Origin of the sequence: Polynucleobacter sp. AP-Titi-500A-B4 (genome assembly GCF_018688095.1) — a bacterium.
In the GTDB taxonomy this organism is placed as follows: Bacteria; Pseudomonadota; Gammaproteobacteria; order Burkholderiales; family Burkholderiaceae; genus Polynucleobacter.
In genome coordinates this window covers 1,387,596-1,407,529 of sequence record NZ_CP061311.1, presented here as the reverse complement: position 1 = coordinate 1,407,529, position 19,934 = coordinate 1,387,596, and the positions used below count along the sequence as shown (strand labels likewise).

General features: G+C 45.6%; 17 protein-coding genes, 1 other RNA gene, 1 pseudogene and 1 riboswitch. Of the genes and pseudogenes, 11 read left to right on the top strand and 8 right to left on the bottom strand.

What is annotated here, in order from left to right; genetic code table 11:
- Positions 1-34: 34 nt before the first annotated feature.
- The 3 genes from FD968_RS07050 to lptF all read right to left on the bottom strand — a co-directional run bounded on the left by FD968_RS07050 (position 35) and on the right by lptF (position 3,309).
- Positions 35-976 carry a CysB family HTH-type transcriptional regulator gene (locus FD968_RS07050; RefSeq protein ID WP_215365027.1) on the bottom strand — a complete coding sequence of 314 codons (942 nt, stop codon included), beginning with the start codon at positions 974-976 and terminating at the stop codon, positions 35-37.
- Between the two features lie 63 nt (positions 977-1,039).
- Entirely contained in the window at positions 1,040-2,194 is a 1,155-nt protein-coding gene (gene lptG / locus FD968_RS07045) for an LPS export ABC transporter permease LptG (protein ID WP_215365025.1), read from the bottom strand.
- Complete coding sequence (lptF, locus tag FD968_RS07040; protein ID WP_215365024.1) at positions 2,191-3,309, bottom strand: LPS export ABC transporter permease LptF; 1,119 nt, start codon at positions 3,307-3,309, stop codon at positions 2,191-2,193. Before lptF ends, lptG begins: the two co-directional genes overlap by 4 nt.
- Before the next feature lie 168 nt (positions 3,310-3,477).
- On the opposite strand from lptF, the gene FD968_RS07035 reads away from it, so the two are divergent.
- The 7 genes from FD968_RS07035 (at position 3,478) to FD968_RS07005 (ending at position 11,430) form a co-directional block, all read left to right on the top strand.
- Complete coding sequence (locus tag FD968_RS07035; RefSeq protein ID WP_251367530.1) at positions 3,478-5,082, top strand: leucyl aminopeptidase; 1,605 nt, start codon at positions 3,478-3,480, stop codon at positions 5,080-5,082.
- A 14-nt stretch (positions 5,083-5,096) separates the two neighbouring features.
- Positions 5,097-5,561 carry a DNA polymerase III subunit chi gene (locus tag FD968_RS07030; protein WP_215365022.1) on the top strand — a complete coding sequence of 155 codons (465 nt, stop codon included), beginning with the start codon at positions 5,097-5,099 and terminating at the stop codon, positions 5,559-5,561.
- A gap of 12 nt (positions 5,562-5,573) precedes the next feature.
- Positions 5,574-6,365 carry a prolipoprotein diacylglyceryl transferase gene (gene lgt / locus FD968_RS07025; RefSeq protein ID WP_215365021.1) on the top strand — a complete coding sequence of 264 codons (792 nt, stop codon included), beginning with the start codon at positions 5,574-5,576 and terminating at the stop codon, positions 6,363-6,365.
- Positions 6,366-6,377: 12 nt separating this feature from the next.
- Positions 6,378-7,283, top strand: coding sequence for a LysR substrate-binding domain-containing protein (locus tag FD968_RS07020; RefSeq protein WP_215365019.1), 906 nt, complete (start codon positions 6,378-6,380; stop codon positions 7,281-7,283).
- Positions 7,284-7,416: 133 nt separating this feature from the next.
- Positions 7,417-8,721, top strand: coding sequence for a malonyl-CoA decarboxylase domain-containing protein (locus tag FD968_RS07015; protein ID WP_215365018.1), 1,305 nt, complete (start codon positions 7,417-7,419; stop codon positions 8,719-8,721).
- A 166-nt stretch (positions 8,722-8,887) separates the two neighbouring features.
- Positions 8,888-9,868: a tripartite tricarboxylate transporter substrate binding protein gene (locus FD968_RS07010; protein WP_215368094.1), complete on the top strand. Its 981-nt coding sequence runs from the start codon at positions 8,888-8,890 to the stop codon at positions 9,866-9,868.
- A 38-nt stretch (positions 9,869-9,906) separates the two neighbouring features.
- Complete coding sequence (locus tag FD968_RS07005; protein WP_215365016.1) at positions 9,907-11,430, top strand: malonyl-CoA synthase; 1,524 nt, start codon at positions 9,907-9,909, stop codon at positions 11,428-11,430.
- On the opposite strand, the gene FD968_RS07000 is transcribed toward FD968_RS07005, so the two are convergent.
- The 5 genes and pseudogenes from FD968_RS07000 to FD968_RS06980 all read right to left on the bottom strand — a co-directional run bounded on the left by FD968_RS07000 (position 11,431) and on the right by FD968_RS06980 (position 15,086).
- Positions 11,431-12,249 carry a sulfite exporter TauE/SafE family protein gene (locus FD968_RS07000; RefSeq protein WP_215365014.1) on the bottom strand — a complete coding sequence of 273 codons (819 nt, stop codon included), beginning with the start codon at positions 12,247-12,249 and terminating at the stop codon, positions 11,431-11,433.
- A non-coding RNA gene (gene ssrS / locus FD968_RS06995) (6S RNA) lies at positions 12,250-12,468 on the bottom strand.
- 99 nt (positions 12,469-12,567) lie between these two features.
- Positions 12,568-12,783, bottom strand: a pseudogene (locus FD968_RS10625) (cell division protein ZapA); the annotation flags it as partial.
- Positions 12,764-13,045 carry a hypothetical protein gene (locus FD968_RS06985; RefSeq protein WP_215365012.1) on the bottom strand — a complete coding sequence of 94 codons (282 nt, stop codon included), beginning with the start codon at positions 13,043-13,045 and terminating at the stop codon, positions 12,764-12,766. The pseudogene FD968_RS10625 and the gene FD968_RS06985, both read right to left, overlap by 20 nt.
- 28 nt (positions 13,046-13,073) lie before the next feature.
- Positions 13,074-15,086: a TonB-dependent receptor domain-containing protein gene (locus FD968_RS06980; RefSeq protein WP_215365010.1), complete on the bottom strand. Its 2,013-nt coding sequence runs from the start codon at positions 15,084-15,086 to the stop codon at positions 13,074-13,076.
- Between the two features lie 139 nt (positions 15,087-15,225).
- A riboswitch (cobalamin riboswitch) is annotated at positions 15,226-15,441 on the bottom strand.
- Between the two features lie 82 nt (positions 15,442-15,523).
- Between FD968_RS06980 and FD968_RS06975 the strand changes: the two genes are divergently transcribed.
- From FD968_RS06975 to FD968_RS06960, 4 genes are all read left to right on the top strand, one after another.
- Positions 15,524-16,141, top strand: a complete 618-nt coding sequence (locus FD968_RS06975; protein WP_215365008.1) for a Crp/Fnr family transcriptional regulator — start codon at positions 15,524-15,526, stop codon at positions 16,139-16,141.
- Positions 16,142-16,355: 214 nt separating this feature from the next.
- Positions 16,356-18,065, top strand: coding sequence for an oxalyl-CoA decarboxylase (gene oxc, locus FD968_RS06970; protein ID WP_215365006.1), 1,710 nt, complete (start codon positions 16,356-16,358; stop codon positions 18,063-18,065).
- 49 nt (positions 18,066-18,114) lie between these two features.
- Entirely contained in the window at positions 18,115-19,365 is a 1,251-nt protein-coding gene (frc, locus tag FD968_RS06965) for a formyl-CoA transferase (RefSeq protein WP_215296613.1), read from the top strand.
- A gap of 69 nt (positions 19,366-19,434) precedes the next feature.
- Entirely contained in the window at positions 19,435-19,863 is a 429-nt protein-coding gene (locus FD968_RS06960; protein ID WP_215365004.1) for a PAS domain S-box protein, read from the top strand.
- The last annotated feature ends 71 nt before the right edge of the window (positions 19,864-19,934 follow it).

The following is a 19,934-nucleotide window of genomic DNA, read 5'->3' as shown; positions in this document are numbered from 1 at the left end:
CAACCCGTAAATTTCTCCCAAGTTTCCCTTAATGTTAGATCTCGTAAGTTTCCGTTTTCTCGCTCATTGCTTGCTCAACAATTTTCTTGGTGAGTGTGGGTGAAAAGAGTTCGATGAAGGTATACACAAAAGATCTGAGGTAGGCGCCTTGTTTGACGCCGAGGTGCGTGACATTGTTACCAAATAGATGACCTACGGGAATGACTTTGAGATTGCGATCTCTTTCTGGATCGTAAGCATGACCAGCAACAATGCCAATACCCATGCCAGTTTCAACATAGGTCTTGATGACATCGGCATCAATTGCTTCTAAAATAATATCGGGTGTGATGTTGCGTTGAGCAAAGGCTGCATCAATTTTGCTTCTGCCGGCAAACGCTTTGTCATAAGTAATGATGGGATATTTCGCAATCTCCTCAAGCGTCACTGATGCTTGATTGAGGAGTGGGTGACTAAGAGGCACCATGATGACGTGCTGCCATTGATAACCAGGTAGCGCTAGAACCCCTGGCGTATTAGCAATACCTTCGGTAGCAATCGCAATGTCCGCGCGATCATGACTCAATAACTCTGCAATTTGACCTGGACTACCTTGCTGGATGCTAACGCGTACTTTCGGGAAGCGTTTTGTAAATTCAGTAAGCACCTTAGGGAGTGCATAGCGGGCCTGGGTATGGGTGGTGGCAATTACAAAATTACCCTGATCCTGGCTTGCAAAATCCTTGCCAACGCGTTTAAGCGTTTCCACTTCATCGAGAATTCGCTCAATAGAGCTCAAGATACGTTTGCCTGGCTCAGTAAGCGAACGAATACGCTTTCCATGGCGACGAAAGATCTCAACGCCTAACTCATCTTCTAGTTCGATAATGGCCTTGGAAACGCCAGGCTGAGAGGTAAAGAGTGCTTTAGCAGCGGTAGTAAGGTTGAAGTTTTGTCTAACCGCTTCGCGGACAAAGCGAAATTGATGAAGGTTCATATGAAATTCCTATCTATATATCTACAACGATATAGGAATTAGATTCTATATGAATTTTGGGTATTAAGCTTTAGAGACCCAGCGCAAGGCGACGAGCGCTAGCAGGAAATAACACAAGGGCGGTATCAGGGCTGTTAAGAGGGTTGGCCAAGCGCTTAATAGGCCCACATTTGAAAACAGGGAATTGAATAGCTGGAAGCTCATGCCCAACATGATGCCGCCAAATACCTTGATACCGACACTTCCTGCCCGCACTTTTAGGTAAGCAAATGGCAGTGCTAAAGCAAGCATCACAAATATAGTGAAGGGGTAAACCACTTTTTTCCAAAAGGCAATCGAGTGGCGCTGCGTATCTTGTTTATTGTCCCTGAGGTGAGTAATAAAGCGACCCAAACTCACAATCGACATTTTTTCAGGGCTAATTAATAACACGCTCAAAATTTGGGGCGTGACCTCAGACTCTAAAGTCAGCGTGGGGTGTGTATAGGTTTGCGCAGAGAAGGCGGGATTCAGCGGGTCTGATTGTTTGGTCTCCTTGAAGCGCGTTTCAGTGACATCGTTCAAAACCCAAATACCACTCTCATCGAAATAACCAGATGGTGCGCTTCGAATAGACAGCAAGTTATAGGTATCGTTAAATTCGTACATACGAATATCACGAATCTCATTATCTTTATCGACTTTGCCCACATTCACGTAACGCACGCCTGGGCGAACAGGCCCGCTACCGTCTTCATCTCGGAGGCGATCTTTGACCCAAACACCAGTCTTAAATTGTGATGAGTAAGTGGCGCCCAAAGCCTTCATTCGAATTTGCTCTGATTTACTCTCGGCATAAGGACCAGCCCACTCGCTCATGATGAGTGTTAGGACCACCAGGGGTATAGAAATTTTAGTGAGTGCTATCAGGCCTCGTTTTACATCTAGCCCTGCGATGCGCAGAATGGTGAACTCAGATTGACTGGCCAACATCGCGAACACATAAATACTGCCGATCAAGCCTGCAATTGGAATGATTTCTGAGATGCGACTCGGCGCCTTGAGTAATACATGGAGTAATGCAATCGGTAGGGTATAGCCACCCTTCACCGAGCCGAGCTCGCTCAAAATATCAAAAAATAAAAATAGTGCCACCAAGGCAAATAAGATGAAGCCAAAGGCCGCATAGATTTGCTTAGCTAAATAACGCTCGTATATGTAAGGAAAGAGCAGCTTCATTTGTTAGCAAAAGAAGCTGGTAATTGACGACGCCACCACTTAATAGATGGATTGATGCGATTGCGGATTAAGAGTATTGCAATCAAAAAAGCCAAAAGGTGGATGGGCCAAACACCAATAAATGCACTAATCTTACCTTGCGCAACAAAGTTTTGCGTGAGATTGAGTAGATTGCTATAAATTAAATAGATGAGCACCGCGTAGAACATTGCTGTGTAGTTACCTAAGCGCGGATTGACATATGCTAAAGGAATGGCAATCAGCACCAAACCTAAAGCCATTAGCGGAAGCCCAATGCGCCATAACAACTCAGCGCGATTTTCATTCAATGTCATGGGGTTGCCATTGTCTTTGAGTAATTCAGTAACTGTTTTTTCTCGGTCTCGTGGTGCTGGCACTAAAGCCTCTTTACTGCGAATCTTGGTGGTGTAGTCATTAAATTCAAGAATTCTAAAATCGGGTGCAGTGGGTTGCCCTTCATAGCGGCGCCCATTTTTCAGAACGATGGATTTTTCTCCACCCTCGGAATTTTGAATATAACCAGTTGACGCTACGGCAATACTCAAGCGCCCGTTTTTGCTATCTGCTACAAAAATATTTTTTACTTCACTTTTATCAACGTCAAGCTCTTCAATAAAAAAGACGCGCTCAGCTCTTGCGGATTCTTTAAATTGCCCAGCGCTAACCATCGATACATCATCGCGTTGTTGAAAGCGTTGGCTAATGAGTGTAGTTTCACGGTTTGCCCAAGGCCATACGAAAAGTGCTAAGAGGGCAATGATGATGATGAGCGGAGTAGCAAATTGCAAAATTGGGCGGATCAGGTTGCTGATGCTCAATCCGCTAGCAAACCAGACAATCATTTCAGAGTCTTTGTACCAGCGTACTAAAACAATAAGGGTGGCCACAAATAATGAGACGGTTAATAGAACGGCGAGATAGCCTAGAGTAGCTAAGGAAATCAGAACGATGGCATCTTCAGGGTTGACTGCGCCATTGGCCGCATATCCCAAAATCCGAATCACCAGGGTGGTCACCATAATGGTGACCAAGACCAAAAAGACACCGCCTGTAGTAAAGCTAAGTTCGCGGCGTAGGGCTTCTTTGAAAATCATGAATGGCGAATGGTTTGGCTGGGAGTGATTCTGGTGGGGTTAAGGGTGATCTAAAGGGCTTATTTTGGCGTAGGAAAATAGGTTAATCTCATGTCGGAGGATAATGGATAAACATCCTCAATTTGTATCTTTCGCCCCTAAATCGACCTAAAAACACTGCAATAGATTATGACAATTCAATTTAGTACCAAGATTTTCCCCCAAGCCGACCTGCGGAGCTCAAAACAGCTCAAATCAAGCCTGAAGAGCTTGCTCACGCAAACCACCGACTGTTTGGTTTTGGGTTACTCCAAAGCAGACTTTGAAGGATTTGCTGGCAGCAAAGGCGCCAAGGTGAAGGCTGGTGTTTTAGCGGAGTTGGATTCGCTCTTGGGTGGTTCTGTCAGTCACGCCAATGTCTTGGGTGATTTAGATGGTAAGCAAGCATCAGTTTGCTTATTAAGGGCAGATAAATCTTGGTCTGGAGTGAAGGCTAAACGCATTTTATTGCTTGGTATGGGTGATCTGCATTTAACTGCTGATCAAAGTTTGTCTGCTTATGTCAAAGTGGCGCGTGCAGGACTCAAAGCGTTGAGCGGCGGCGCAATTGAAAATGCGCTTTGGTTTGCACCAAGTTTTACTCTTTCTAAAATCTCCGAGATGATTGCGCAAGAAGTGCGCCTCACCATTCAATATGCTGGCGATCAAGCCTATCGTTTTGGAGTTCGTCAACCAGCCATGAAATTTAAGGCTAAAGATAAAGCAGATACGTTTAAGCATTTAGTCTTTGCGGGCAATGATGCCTGTGCAAAAGAATTGAAATTGGCTGTTGAGCAAGGTACTGCCATAGTTGAGGGCATGCATCTAGCAAAAGACTTAGGTAATTTGCCGCCTAACATCTGCACTCCTACATACTTGGGGAAGACGGCGCAGGGCTTAGCTAAAAAGACTACCCTTAAGGTTGAGGTGTTGGGGCTTAAGCAAATTGAAGCTTTGGGCATGGGCTCATTTCTGTCTGTTGCCAAAGGCTCTGAAACCCCGCCACAATTTATTGTGATGCGTCATCAGGGCGGCAAGGCTGGAGAGGCGCCGATTGTTTTGGTCGGCAAAGGCATCACCTTTGATACTGGCGGTATTTCATTAAAGCCTGGTGAGGCGATGGACGAAATGAAATACGACATGTGTGGCGCTGCATCTGTCATTGGCACTATGTATTCCACTGCATTGATGAAGTTGAAGAAAAATGTCATTGGCGTCATTCCTACCTGTGAAAATATGCCATCTGGCAAAGCAACGCGTCCCGGCGATATCGTGAAGAGCATGTCAGGCCAAACCATTGAGATTCTCAATACTGATGCTGAAGGCCGTTTGATTTTGTGTGATGCGCTGACTTATGTAGAGCGTTTCAAACCAAAAGCAGTGATTGATATCGCAACACTGACCGGCGCTTGCATCATTGCCTTAGGTCACGTGCATAGCGGCTTGTTTTCGGATGATGAAAGTCTAGTGCGTGATTTAAGTAAGGCAGGTCAAGATTCTTTAGACACCGTTTGGCGCTTGCCTTTGGATGCTGCTTACCACGAACAACTCAAATCCAACTTTGCCGATGTTGCGAATATTGGTGGGCGTCCAGCAGGAAGTGTCACTGCCGCTTGTTTTTTGTCACGCTTCACTGAAAAGTACAAGTGGGCTCACCTAGATATCGCAGGAACAGCCTGGAAAAGTGGTGCTGCCAAAGGATCCACTGGTCGTCCCGTTCCTTTATTAGTGAATTTCTTGCTAGAGCAAAAGTAAAGCACTAAACCTATATGGCGCGAATCGATTTTCATAGCAATGTGAGCGACAAACTGGAGTATGCGTGTCGCCTGACTCGCAAAATCTGGAGTGCTACTCAGGAAGGTGAGCTGGTGCGTCACATTGTGATCGTAGGCGAAAAAGCAGATCTCAAGAAGTTGGATGATTTGTTATGGTCTTTTAGCGGCACGGACTTCTTGCCGCATTGCTATATTGAAGATGAGGCGGCAGCAGAAACACCGATCGTGCTCACTGATAACTTTGCTTCACCTAGCCTCAACGCCATTCCACATGCTGACGTAATGATCCACTTAGGAATGCGTATGCCGCAAGATGTGCCTGCATTAGTAGGGCGCTTTCCCCGAATTGTGGAAGTGGTTACTGTGAATGAAGCTGAGCGTTTAGCAGGGCGCGAGCGCTTTAAGGCTTATCGAGAGCTGGGCCATGAGCTGTATAACTTTGATCAATCCAAGAGTTAATTTGTATTCTTCATGTTGATCCATCCACAGTTTGATCCAGCAGCACTACGTATCGGATCGTTCGCAATTCACTGGTATGGCTTGATGTATCTAATGGCCTTTGCACAATTTTTATTGTTAGGCCGTTTACGCATTCGCAGTCCGCGCTATCAATCAATGGGTTGGACCTATAAGGATCTTGAAGATCTTTTATTTGCAGGCGTGTTGGGCGTGGTGCTTGGTGGTCGCTTAGGTTATGTTCTTTTTTACATGCCAGGCTTTTACCTTTCTAATCCCTTGAGCATTTTCAAGATCTGGGAAGGCGGCATGTCTTTCCATGGCGGTCTCTTAGGTGTATTGGTGGCCTTATGGTGGTTTGCAAAAAAACGGCAAACTACCTTTTTTGTAGTGAGTGATTTGGTTGCACCCTTAGTTCCCTTTGGTCTGGCATTTGGTCGCCTAGGTAACTTTATCAATGGCGAACTCTGGGGAAGACCATCTGATCTCCCATGGGCGATGGTGTTTCCGATGGTCGATTCCATGCCGCGTCATCCATCCCAAATTTATCAACTGTTGGGCGAGGGCATCCTCCTCGGCCTTGTGCTGTGGGTATACGCCAGTAAACCCCGCCGTGTCGGACAAATATCGGGATTGTTTTTATTGGGCTATGGGATTTGCCGCTTTTTAGCTGAGTATGCGCGTGAGCCCGATGCATTTTTAGGCCTCTTGGGCCTTGGTTTATCGATGGGTCAGTGGCTCTGTGTGCCGATGATGATCTTTGGTATCTATCTCTTGCGCCGCCATTCAGCATCAGCCCTTTCTTAAAGAACATTTCATATGCTTAATGATGAAGTGACGCTCAGAAAGCTAGAAATACTGTGCTCTTTTGTGAGAACAGGAAGCCTGGTGAAGACGGCTGATGAGTTGCAACTGAGTTCAGTCAGTATTCACAAAGCATTACATTCTTTAGAGGCGGGCATAGGTTGCCCTTTATTTATTAAAGAAGGCCGTCAACTCAAAGCACTTCCTGCTGCGATCTATTTAGCTGAAGCAAGCGTAGATCTACTGGATGATGTTGAGCGTGTTCTCAAGAAAACCAGAGCAAAAGCAGGCGTCGAGAGCGGTCAGATTCGTTTAGGTTCGATGTATTCCCTGACTGCCAACATTATTCCGCGCATCATCATGGGTACAAAAATTCGTAGACCAGATTTAGATATTGATCTGTATTTGGGTTCAAACGAAGATCTCATGAAAAAGCTGACCGAGGGTAATATTGATGCGGTAGTGATTGCAGCACCTGCTGATGATTCTTTAGAGGGGGTAGAAATCATCCCCTTATTCGAGGACCAACTCTTTTTTGCCTCTTCTAAAAATAACAAGCCAAAAGAGAGTGTTATTGATTTATCTAAATATGAGTCCGAGAAATTTCTGACCTTGCAGGATGGTTTTGCAACGACATCAGGCTTTTATGATGCATTTAAGTTGGCAGGATTTAATCCAAACGTTGTCATGAAGGTTGGAGACATCTTTTCTTTGATGAATATGGTGTCTGGAAATATGGGTAAAACCTTGCTTCCGGGTCGGGTCAGGGCATTAATGGGGGATGCCATTGAATTCACCTCTTTGTTGCCCAATTACCAGGTCACCCAGCGTATTGCCCTCATGTACCTACAGGCTAATGAATCAAACCCCAATATCCTTGCTTTAGCAGCTGAAGCCCGTATGTTGCATCGCAAGCAATAAATTACTGACTGTCAATATTTCCTCTATCATTAACTTTAAGTTAATGAAAATGCATTTCACTTAATTGATTCCCTAGATCAGCGGGAATACATTGAGGCTTGGATTTATTCACTGTTTTGATAGATAGGCTCCCATGCTGGAAAAGTTAGCAAAAGCTCGATACTTTTCGCGCGTCACTGGCGCAGTAAATCGTCTCATCTCTGAGAGAGGTGAATCGAATGCTGTGAGCATGGCTGATGATGTATTTAACAACTATCGCAAACTGACTAAAGACCAACACGTCAAGTTTTTCACTTTCTTATTTGAAAAGCTTAATCCAGATCCTGCTGCAGTGGTCAGTGCAGCACAAAATTTTTCAGCCGAAGCTAGTGCACGTAATTACATTAAGTTGCAGCGTGTTACAGAGCCTCCTCGACAAGAATTATTCCGTCGTTTAAATCGCGCAACTAATGGTACTGCTGCCTTGGTTGGCATGCGTCGGGATCTTCTACAGTTACTAGAAAAGCAACCAGAGTTGACTGCAGTTGATTTTGATTTACGTCACCTGCTGTCATCCTGGTTCAATCCTGGTTTCTTGAAGATGCATCGGGTTGATTGGAAGTCGCCGGCTGAGGTATTGGAGAAATTGATTCAGCATGAAGCGGTGCATGCGATTGATGGCTGGGATGACTTGCGCAGGCGCTTACAGCCTGATCGCCGTTGCTTTGCCTTCTTTCATCCACAGTTGCCCAATGAGCCATTGATCTTCGTTGAGGTGGCTTTGCTGCCTGAGATTCCGGCGGTGATTACACCCTTAGTAGATAAGAAGGCTGAGACCGTTCATCAAACTTCCCAGTACAAAGTGGCAGCGTTTTATTCCATTAGTAACTGTGAGCCTGGCCTTCGTGGCGTTTCGATGGGCAACTTTTTGATCAAGCGTGTTGCCGAACAGTTACATGCTGAGTTCCCCGGTTTAAAAACGTTTGTCACTCTCTCCCCAATTCCTGGATTCATGGATTGGGTTGCTGCTGGTGCGGATATTGGTAGCGACAAAACCGGTGTGCAATTAAAGCCGGCGGTTCGTACGGCTCGTGAGCAAGCTTTAGAGGTAATGGGTCTGACTAATCGCTTGTGGACCGAGCGCATTGGTGCGGGATGGCATCCAGATAATGCAACTGAAAAAGAAAAATCTGCTTTGTTATGTCTAGCCAGTATTTATCTTGGCTTAGGCTCTGCAGGCAGAAACGGCAACCCAGTAGCGAAGTTTCATTTAGGTAATGGTGCGAAGTTACATCAAATTAATTGGGCAGCTGATCTCTCACGCAAGGGCTTGCGTCAGTCGGCGGCTCTCATGGTGAATTATTTGTATGATCTTTCAGCGGTAGAGGAAAATCACGAGCGATTTACACAGGGGCAGATTGATTATTCCCGAGCGGTGGGTCGCTTGATGCAGCCCTAGGGAGTAAAAAAGCAGAATTTTGGGGGAGACGGTCTAAAGCAGAATCCAGAGAGCATTCGCTTTAGAATGAGTAAAAAACTGGGCAGCAAGATCCAGTATGGTTTTAGAAGTCAACACAAACAATGTACAAACAAGAGCCGAAGAGGCTTTGAAGGAGATAAACATGATGAAGCAATCAACATTGACGGCTTTGCTGCGAAAAGCATTGCTCGTTGCTTGTTTTGCACCTTTGGCCGCAATGGCTCAAGAGTGGCCAAACAAACCAATTACATTTGTGGTGCCTTTTCCAGCTGGTGGCGGAACTGATGCATTCGCAAGACCTTTAGCCGCTCAGCTGACTAAGCAGTTGGGTAAGCAAATCGTGATTGATAACCGCGGTGGTGCTGGCGGAACATTAGGAGCGTCAATCGCTGCAAAAGCGGCTCCAGATGGTTATACATTCTTTATGGGGGCTGCACACCATGCGATTGCTCCAGCGATGTACCCTAATTTAGATTACGACATTGAAAAGAGTTTTATTCCGGTAGCAATGGTTGCTAATCCACCGCAAGTAATCGTAGTAAATCCAAAGAACGTGCAGGTAAAAGATCTTAAAGAGTTCATTGCACTTCTGAAAAAGAATCCTGGCAAATTTAACTATGCCAGCGCGGGTAATGGTTCATCACACCACCTAGCAGGTGAGCAATTCAAAATGCTGACCAAGACCTTTATTACTCATATCCCTTACCGTGGTGCTGGCCCTGCGATGCAAGACCTCATTGCTGGTCAGGTGGATGTTGAGTTTGATGGTTTAGGTTCCTCTGCAGCACAAATTAAAAATGGATCAATTGTGGCTTTAGCAGTTGCATCACAAAAACGTGCCCCAGGATTTCCAAATGTTCCAACTGCTGCTGAAGCTGGTCTAGTTGGTTATGAGGTTTCTACTTGGTACGGTTTGTTTGCACCTAAGGGAACTCCGCAGCCTATCGTTGACAAAATGATTGCAGAAGTACAAAAGGCGATCAATACGCCAGACCTGAAGACGATCTGGACGAATAACGGTTCGGATACACCTAATTTGACTGGTGATGCTTTTGGAAAATTTGTTTCTGCTGATATTAAGCGTTGGGCAGCGGTTGCTAAAGCTTCTGGCGCTAAATTGGATTAACGCTAACTCCCTAAAATGATTGTTTGATTAGAGGTTCTATGAATTTGTATTCAGTATTGGAAAAAGGTTTTCCAAAAGATAAAAAAGCGTGTGCTTTAGAAACGCATGATGGTCTTTACTACTCTTGGGGTGACCTAGAGCGTGCTACTGCAAAGATGGCTAACCTCTTAAAGAGTCTCAAGTTGCCAGCTGGTTCGCGTGTAGCTGTGCAGGTAGAAAAATCTCCTGAAGCACTTTTTTTATACTTGGCCACCATTCGTGCTGGATACGTGTATTTGCCTCTGAATACGGCTTATCAAGCAGCGGAGATGCAGTACTTCATTGAGAACGCAGAGCCTGCGCTAGTAGTTTGCAGCTCTAAGAATTTCTCTTGGGTATCTAAGGTTGCATCTAAAGCGGGTACTAAGCATGTCCTTACATTAAATGAAGATCGCACTGGGACATTGCTAGAGCGTGCTGGTGGCTTGAGCGATACCTTTAAAACAGTAGCTACTAAGGATGATGACTTAGCAGCAATCTTGTACACCTCTGGAACTACTGGCCGTAGTAAGGGCGCTATGTTGACCCACAAGAACTTGTATAGCAATGCGCAAGTCTTGCAAAAGTTTTGGGGTTGGGTAAAAGGGGATGTGCTCCTGCATGCATTACCAATCTTTCATGTGCATGGCTTGTTTGTGGCAGCCCATGGCGCATTGATTAATGGCAGCAAGATGATTTGGTTGCCACGCTTGGATATTGCGCAACTGATGAAGCATATGCCGAAGTCGACTGTGATGATGGGTGTCCCGACATTCTATGTACGCTTGCTCGCTGATAAAGGTTTTACCAAGAATGTCGCGCGCAATATGCGCCTCTTCATCTCTGGCTCAGCGCCATTACTGACTGAAACATTCAATAGCTTCAAGAAAGTCATTGGACAACCCATTCTGGAGCGTTATGGCATGAGTGAGACGGTGATGCTGGTCTCCAATCCATACAAAGGTGCGCGCGTCGGTGGATCGGTAGGTTTGCCATTGCCAGGCGTCAAAGTCCGCGTCGTCAATGAAAACAATAAACCTTGCGGTGTTGATGAAATCGGCAGTATTCAAGTGAAGGGCCCGAATGTATTTAAGGGATACTGGCGTATGCCTGAGAAGACCGCTGAAGAATTTACTAAAGACGGTTGGTTTAAGACTGGTGACGTAGGTCGTTGGGGTGGTGATGCCAATGGTGGCAAAGCACCTAAGGACTACTTATGCATTGTTGGCCGCAGCAAGGATTTGATTATTTCTGGTGGCTATAACGTCTATCCAAAAGAGATCGAGAGTTTTATCGATGATATGGATGGGGTTGATGAGAGTGCTGTGATTGGTATTCCGCATCCTGACTTTGGTGAAGCGGTAATGGCAGTAGTGGTACCTAAAGCAGGCGCCAAGTTAAATGCGGAAGCGATGATTGCAACCCTGAAAACTCAGATTGCTAACTTTAAGATTCCTAAGCGCTTAGAAATTGTTTCTGACTTGCCGCGCAATGCCATGGGTAAAGTGCAGAAGAATATTCTACGCCAGCAATATACCGCGTAATTAAAAGCCAAATGCCTTGCGGCTTTCATTAAACATGAAGGCTGCAAGCATTAATAGCATCACACCAAAGATGCGTTTAAGTTGAGCAACATTAAGTTTGCGTGCCATCTTGGCGCCAAGTGGAGCGGTGAAAATACTGACCGCTACGATACAAGCTACTGCTGGAACATATACAAAGCCGAGAGATCCTGCAGGGAGGTTGGGGTGCCCCCAGCTGCCATACATATAACCAATCGTTGCAGCGGCAGCAATCGGAAATCCTAGGCCAGAAGAGGTGGCCATCGCGGTATGGGGCTTGACGTTGCACCAGAGCATAAAGGGTACGGTAATAAACGCACCGCCTGCGCCGACCAGGCTAGCCAATCCGCCAGCAAAGGTGCCAAAAGAAAATAAACCGAGTGTACCGGGTAACTCACGTCCTGCACCCGGCTTCTTATTGAGAATCATCTGGATTGAGGTGTAGACAATAAAGAGGGCAAAAAAGAGTGATAACCAAGAAGTATTGAGGGCTTCAAAAATTTCACTGCCACCAATCAAGCTGCCAATGACTAAACCCGGACTTAAGGCGGCAACTAACTTCCAGTCAATTGAGCCATGTTTATGGTGTGCCCATATGGCTGATGTAGTAGTAAACAAAATTGTTGCCATGCCTGTGGCAATGGCCATGTGCACGATCACTTCTTGACTAAAGCCCAAGTGATTGAAAACTAGAATCATGAAGGGCACTAAGATCATGCCGCCACCGATGCCAAGAAGTCCCGCCAAAAATCCTGAGATGCTGCCACACAGTGCGAGCATCAAGATATCGCTTAGTAACATGAATTCCCCGCCTTAGCCGCTAGGCCGTCATCCTGAACCCTAAGGTTCAAGGTGGAACGGCTACTCTGCTTCGGGTGCATTAAGAGGTTCAGGGAGTAACCAAGTCTAAGTTGGCACTGTGAACTTTCGAAACGCTCACGCCCACAAGGTAAAGATCGTTCCTGATGCTTGCGCATCGGTTCAAGGAACTATTGGCCTTGGCGAACCAGGCAGGGAAAGGGTTTGCATCAAATTATCCACTTGCTCTTCAAGCCCATGAATTTCTGCTTGAAGACGAGCTACTTCATCAGAGCTTACATTTGAAGAGGTGCTTTGTTGCGATTGATTTTTTTGTAAAGTAATTAAGTCACCAGCAATTTTGAGTGCAGCCATCATACTGGCACGTTCAATGCTGCGATTGCCGCCACTGATGGCTAATTGAATTTGTTCATCAACAAGCACGCATGCGGCACGGAGCAGGGGCTCATGTTCGGTACTGGTCGCTAAGGTGATCTTTTGACCTGCAAGAGTTACTTCAATGCGTTGTTGGCTCACTGTCGTCCTCTGGATTAGTTGGTGGAATTGCTTCGCCTAGTAAGTTGAGTTGGCGACCATCGCTTTGTTCTGGTAAACGACTCAGAATCCGTTGCACACGTTTCTGAGCATCCTCAATCTTGCCCTCAAGTTGCACGCGACTCTGATGAAGGTTACGCACAGCATCTTGAATCAAAGAAATCTTTTCAGAAAGGCGTCTGACGGATGCACTTAGGGCATCCAGATCTACATCGCCAGCGGAATGAGAGATAGGCTCGTTCATACTGGCATTGTAGTCTGAAACAAGAGGCTTATTTCATAGCGTAGCGCAGGCCTACGAATACATTGGATCCTGGGTTGGCATAGCCATAATTTGTCTGATACTGAGAATTAAAGACGTTATTCCAGCGGATAAAAGTGGATAAATTTTTCTCAATTTGATAGCTACCGTACAGACCTACCAATGTATAGCTTTGCATGTTGTAGGTATTCGCCGTTTGCGTTCCATTCACACCTCCCCAGCGAGGTCCTGAAAGGGTGATATTCGTACCGAAGTTGAATTTATTTATTTTGTAATCAGCCAGGAAATTGCCGACCCAGTTTGCTCGATTTGGTACATCTAAGCCTGTAGTTTGGTCTACGGTACTCATAGCATCGGCCGATGCTTTTAAAGTGAGATCATTGATCTTTCCATCAACACCTAATGAAGCGCCTTTAATTTGGACCAAACTAAAGTTCACTGGATGAGATCCAGAATAGTAGGCGGGGTTGCCGCAGTTGTAATCACTGTCATAGCAATTAATTGGAACTATAAAGTTTTCAATCTTGTTCTGATAGGCAGTTAAATGAACTCCATAGTTACGAGTCTCATAGTGAATTCCTGCTTCAAGGTTTTTATTTGTCTCTGGTTTAAGATTTGCAGTCCCGTAGCCTGGGTAGTAAAGATCATTAAATGAGGGGGCCCTAAATCCAGTGCCGTAATTAATATTTGTTCTCAATTCCTTGGTGATGAAATAACCATAGGCTGCGCTATAAGTTACCTTAGATCCATATTGAGATATTTGATCATTTCTAAGGGCTAGCGTTGCTAGATTATTGCCTCGTTTTAATTCGTAAGATCCAGCAATCGAATTAGTTGTGCGCTGTTGATTAATGTTGATATTGCTACAAGCATTTGGATCTCCGCAATAGGTTTGGTATGCAGAGTTATTCATATTTGCATATTGAATATTGCGTTCTAGTAGAACTTGTAATTTGTCTGTGCCAATATTAATGTCGTTTTGCCAAAGAAAATCATAAGATGGGGTTACTAGTCGATCATTACTTTGTGTGGTCAGACTTTGAGAAGCGTTTGTAGAGCTTGACGCCTGAAAGTAGCTTTGCCAGATATCGGAAATTTGATTTTTTGAGTAAGCTGAAAAAATGGCGAGTTGATTGATGCCTTGTGCTACCTCTGCATTGCCGCTTAAATATTCATTACTTGGGTATTGGTAGCTATTTTTACTCGCAAATATCTTTAATCCCAACTCTTGTCCTGCAGACCAAACTGTGGAGAGTGACCCACTTGCTCCCAAGCGGGTGTATCCCGTTGGCGTGGTTGGGTAAGGCGAGGGGAGGGTTGTAGAGTAGTTCGCTCCGCCCTTATAGTGGGGATTGTTTGGTGCCACCGTATTAAAGCCTGCTGAGTTCTCTTGGCTTAATCCAATGGAGTAGTTTGTTTTTCCTTCCACACCAATGGATCCAGACATTGAAGCGCTTGTAATGCTTGTGTTGTAAGTTCCGTAGCCAGCAGAGGCTTCAAATTGTGTAGGTCCACCACCTTTTTTGGTAAATATTTGCACAACACCACCCATGGCATCTGAACCATAAAAAGTGCTTTGTGGCCCATAAATAATTTCAATGTGATCTATGAGTGATAGTGGAATAGCGCTCCAAATTGCCCCACCCCCAGTTGAATCAATTTTGACGCCATCAACCAAAACTAAGCTTTGCGCATTACTTGCACCTCTTAGATAAACGCTAGAGAGATTGCCTGCACCACCTGAGCTTGATATTTGAATCCCTCGTTGTTGTTGCAGTAAGTCGGGAAGGCTAGACTGAGCAGAATTTTCAATTTCTTCCCTACTGATATATGTGTAATCAGCTAAAACATCGTTTCCAGATTTTGGTGTGCGAGTTGCAGTAACAATTACCGGATTAATTGGGTCTAGTGAGTTAGTAACCGATACGCTGGAATTGGTTTGTGAGCTTGCCGTGCTACTTAAGATAAATAGAGAGGCGCATAGAAATGCGTCAAGGTATTTCCTGCTGAACTGCTGCTTCATTGTTGACTTCCTGTTATCGATTGCCTAGCTCACTTCCCCGTAAGCTGGGTCGAACAGAATTTCTCGTGCAGGAGTTTGCGTCAATTTGGCGGCAGGGTTAGACCGAGCGCTGTCATCGGCGCGCGAAGATCCCCGTCCGCGAAATTCCACCTGTCTTGGCCGGTATCCGGGCTAGTAAATCTCAGAATCTGGCCTTCCCATGCGATTGACGCGCACAGTGGCGTATTCAGATTCCTGACCTCAAAAATGGTGATTTTTGAGGCATTTACCTACCGTTGCGGGGGCAGCACACGTTTAGTGTTTCCCGTTTAACTCTATTGCACAGCAATAAAGCACCACGACGCCTCCATTCTAGCTTGAAGAGGCTTGCAAAACAGGGTTAATTCGGCTTTTTGGGGTAAAAAAGCCTACAATGCTAGGTCTAGGACGAAAGATTCATGACTGTATTAGATAAGCACCCCGAAAAAAACTTGATTCGGCTTCAGCTGAGGCAAAACTCAGTCCTCAAAAGCCTAGATGAAGCCGCAATGGCCGAATTAGAGCGCCATCTAGAGGTCTCAGACCTCAAAAAATCAGAAATTTTGCTGCACCAAGGTGATCACCAGATGGAGCAGTATTTTGTCCTGGACGGCATTCTCAAGCGCATTGTTTCTAGTGCAGATGCAAAAGAAATGATTCTGCGCTTTGCCATCGAAAAAGATATTGAAACTAGCTATGCGGCATGGCGTCTTAAGACGGCAGCTCCTTACAGTATTGCTTGTGTCACCAAGGCCCGCGTGGCTCGGATGCCTCTGAAAAAGTGGGCCGAGTTTCTCGATGAGCATAAGTCGCTCAAGGAAAGCTTTGAATTCGAGGTGATGCGCTTGATGAGCGAGATCATGGCTCATACCATCACCCTCCACATGTTAGATGCCCCAGGTCGGGTGGAGCGCTTTTTGCGCAAATATGAAGACCTATTCGAGCTCCTCCCTAAAAAGGAGCTGGCTGCCTACCTCAATCTCTCCCCAGAGACCTTGAGCCGCCTCAAAACGAAGCACAAAGAACTGTTTATATAAGCCTTTTGAAGGTCCGCACCCCTTTGGGGATGAGGGATTTGAGGGAAATTGACCGAAGTCAATGATGAACCCTCACCCCAAGCCTAATATTCACCTCAGCCAAGCGGGAGCATTACCCGTAGTGCGATGAATAACTTAATTGGAGACACTAGCGAAAGCTAAGCTGCATGGGGCCACCCCCTGGTGGTAGCTTGTAGTTCACATAAAAATTTCTATGACAACAGATAACCAAAACACACAATTAACCGATGGCTTCCATCTCGTCATTGATGCTTTAAAAGCAAATGACCTCAATACGATTTTCGGTCTTGTTGGTATTCCAATTACTGACTTATGCCGTTTGGCACAAGCAGAAGGTATGCGCTTTATTGGTTTCCGTCATGAGCAGCATGCTGGTAATGCTGCAGCAATTGCAGGTTATATGACTCAGATGCCTGGTATTTGCATGACCGTTTCTGCGCCAGGTTTCTTAAACGGTTTAACAGCTTTGGCTAACGCTACTGTGAACTGCTTCCCAATGATTTTGATCTCTGGCTCAAGCGAACGTGAAATCGTTGACTTGCAACAGGGTGACTACGAAGAGATGGATCAACTCAACGCTGCCAAGCCCTATTGCAAAGCTGCGTATCGTATTAATCACATTGAAGATATTGGTATCGGCTTTGCTCGTGCAATTCGTGCTGCTGTATCTGGTCGTCCAGGCGGCGTGTATTTAGATTTGCCAGCACAGTTGCTGAGCCAAACTATGCCGGTTGAAGAAGCCAAGAAATCTATCTTCAAAGTGATCGATCCAGTTCCACGTCAAATCCCAGCCGCCGATGCAGTAGCACGCGCATTGGACGTACTCAAAGGCGCTAAGCGTCCCTTGATTCTTTTGGGTAAAGGCGCCGCTTATGCACAAGCCGATAAAGAGATTCGTGATTTGATCGAAAAGTCTGGTATTCCTTATTTGCCAATGTCCATGGCTAAAGGTTTGTTGCCAGATAACCACCCACAATCTGCTTCTGCAGCGCGTTCATTTGTATTGGCTGAAGCCGATGCAGTGTTGTTAGTTGGTGCGCGTTTGAACTGGTTACTTGCCCACGGCAAGGGTAAGACATGGGGCAAAGATCCTAAGAAATTTATCCAAATCGATATTCAAGCAAACGAAGTCGATAGCAACGTACAAATCGCAGCTCCATTAATTGGTGATGTTGGCTCATGCGTAGGCGAACTCTTGAAGGGTATTGCTGTAGTGCCGAAGCCAAGTGCTGAATGGATCAACGCCATCAATGAGAAAAAAGATAAAAACATGGCGAAGATGGCTGAAACATTGGCCAAAGAAGCGAACCCTATGAACTTCCATGGTGCATTGCGTGTGATTCGTGATGTGATCAAGAAAAACCCAGATGTGAACTTGGTCAACGAAGGTGCAAATACTTTGGATTACTGCCGTGCCATCGTGGATATGTACAAGCCACGTAAGCGCTTTGACTCTGGTACTTGGGGCATTATGGGAATTGGTATGGGCTACGCCATTGGCGCTGCTGTCACTAGTGGTTTGCCAACCGTAGCAGTGGAAGGCGATAGCGCCTTTGGTTTTAGCGGCATGGAGCTCGAAACCGTTTGCCGTTACAACTTGCCAATTACTACGGTTGTATTTAATAACAACGGCGTATACCGTGGTACTGATGTGAACCCTACAGGTGGTGCTGATGTTGCGCCGACAGTGTTTGTTAAAGATGCGCGTTACGACAAGATGATTGAAGCATTTGGTGGCGTTGGTTACTACGTAACGACCCCAGCAGAATTAGAAGCAGCGTTAACAGAAGCTATTGCTGCCGGTAAACCAGCCCTCATCAATGCTGTTATTGATGAAACTGCAGGTACTGAAAGTGGACGTTTAACAAACTTAAACCCATCCACAGCAGCTGCTAAGAAGTAATGTCAAATTCATTTGGAAGTAAATAAGAAACACTTAAGGAGAAACAAACATGACTAAACCATTAGACGGTATTCGTATTATTGACTTCACCCACGTGCAAGCTGGTCCTGCATGTACACAGCTTTTGGCTTGGTATGGTGCTGACGTGATTAAAGTAGAACGTCCAGGTTCTGGCGACGTAACCCGCAGCCAATTGCGCGATATTCCAGGCGCAGATGCTTTGTACTTCACCATGCTCAACGGTAATAAGCGTTCTTTGACACTCGACACTAAGACCCAAGAAGGTAAGGAAGTGTTGGAGAAGATGATTAAGACCTCTGATGTGATGGTGGAGAACTTTGGTCCAGGCGCCTTGGATCGTATGGGCTTCTCTTGGAAGCGTATTCAAGAATTAAACCCGAAAATGATCATGGCTTCTGTTAAAGGTTTTAGCGATGGTCACTCATACGAAGACTTAAAAGTGTATGAGAACGTTGCTCAGTGTGCTGGTGGCGCTGCTTCAACTACTGGTTTCTGGGATGGTCCTCCTACTGTTTCTGCTGCTGCTTTGGGCGACTCTAATACTGGTATGCACTTGGCAATTGGTATTTTGACTGCCTTGATGCAACGTGAAAAAACTGGCCGTGGTCAAAAAGTATCTTGCTCAATGCAAGACGCTGTATTGAACTTGTGCCGTGTGAAGTTGCGCGATCAACAACGTTTGGACAAAGTTGGCTACCTGGAAGAGTACCCACAGTATCCACACGGTTCATTCACTGACGTAGTTCCACGTGGCGGTAACGCTGGTGGTGGCGGTCAGCCAGGTTGGGTGTTGAAGTGTAAGGGTTGGGAAACTGATCCAAACGCATACATCTACTTTACAATTCAAGGTCACGCTTGGGAACCAATCACGAAAGCTTTGGGCAAACCAGAGTGGGCAACGGATCCAGCCTATATGACTGCCGAAGCGCGTCAAGATAAGATTTTTGACATCTTCGCAACGATTGAAGATTGGCTCAAAGATAAGACTAAGTACGAAGCTGTGGACATCCTCCGCAAGTTCGATATTCCATGTGCTCCAGTTCTCTCCATGAAGGAATTGGCTGCATCACCAGACTTGCGTAAGAGCGGTTCGATTGTTGAAGTTGACCACAAAGTACGTGGCAAGTATTTGACTATCGGTAGCCCAATCAAGTTTTCTGATTTGGAAATCGAAGTGAAGCCATCTCCTGTATTAGGTGAGCACACTGATGAAGTGTTGTCTGACCTTGGTTACAGCACGGATGACATCGCTAAATTGCATGCAGCTAAAGCAGTTTAATAACGATAATTCATTAGCATAACTTTGAAGGCGCTCCTTGTGAGCGCCTTTTTTCTGTAGACTGAAAATATGAATACCAATATAGATCTGCATCAATTAGTGGAGTGTGTCGGTGATGCCATCATTGTTGCCGATGCTCATGAAAAGATTGTTTTATGGAATCCTGCTGCAACTCGAGTTTTTGGATACTCTGAAGAAGAAGCACTAGGCAGTACTCTGGATATGATTGTTCCCGACCGTCAGAAGCATCAGCATAATGTTGGCTATGGCCATTCCATGGAGACAGGCACAACCCGCTATGGAACATCACTACTCAAGGTTCCTGCAAAGCATAAGGACGGTAGCAAGCTTTCAATTGCCTTTACCGTAGGGATGCTGTTTGATGACAATCACAAGGCAAATGGAGTGGTAGCCATCATTCGGGATGAAACTGCTCGATTTGCTGAGGAGAGGGCTCTCAAGAAACGCCTTGCTGACCTTGAAAATCCCCAGCCCTAGCCACATATAGACCTATTGGGTCAAAAAAGCAGGTCGTGCCCAAAAATTGGGCATAGACCGTTTTCCAAAAT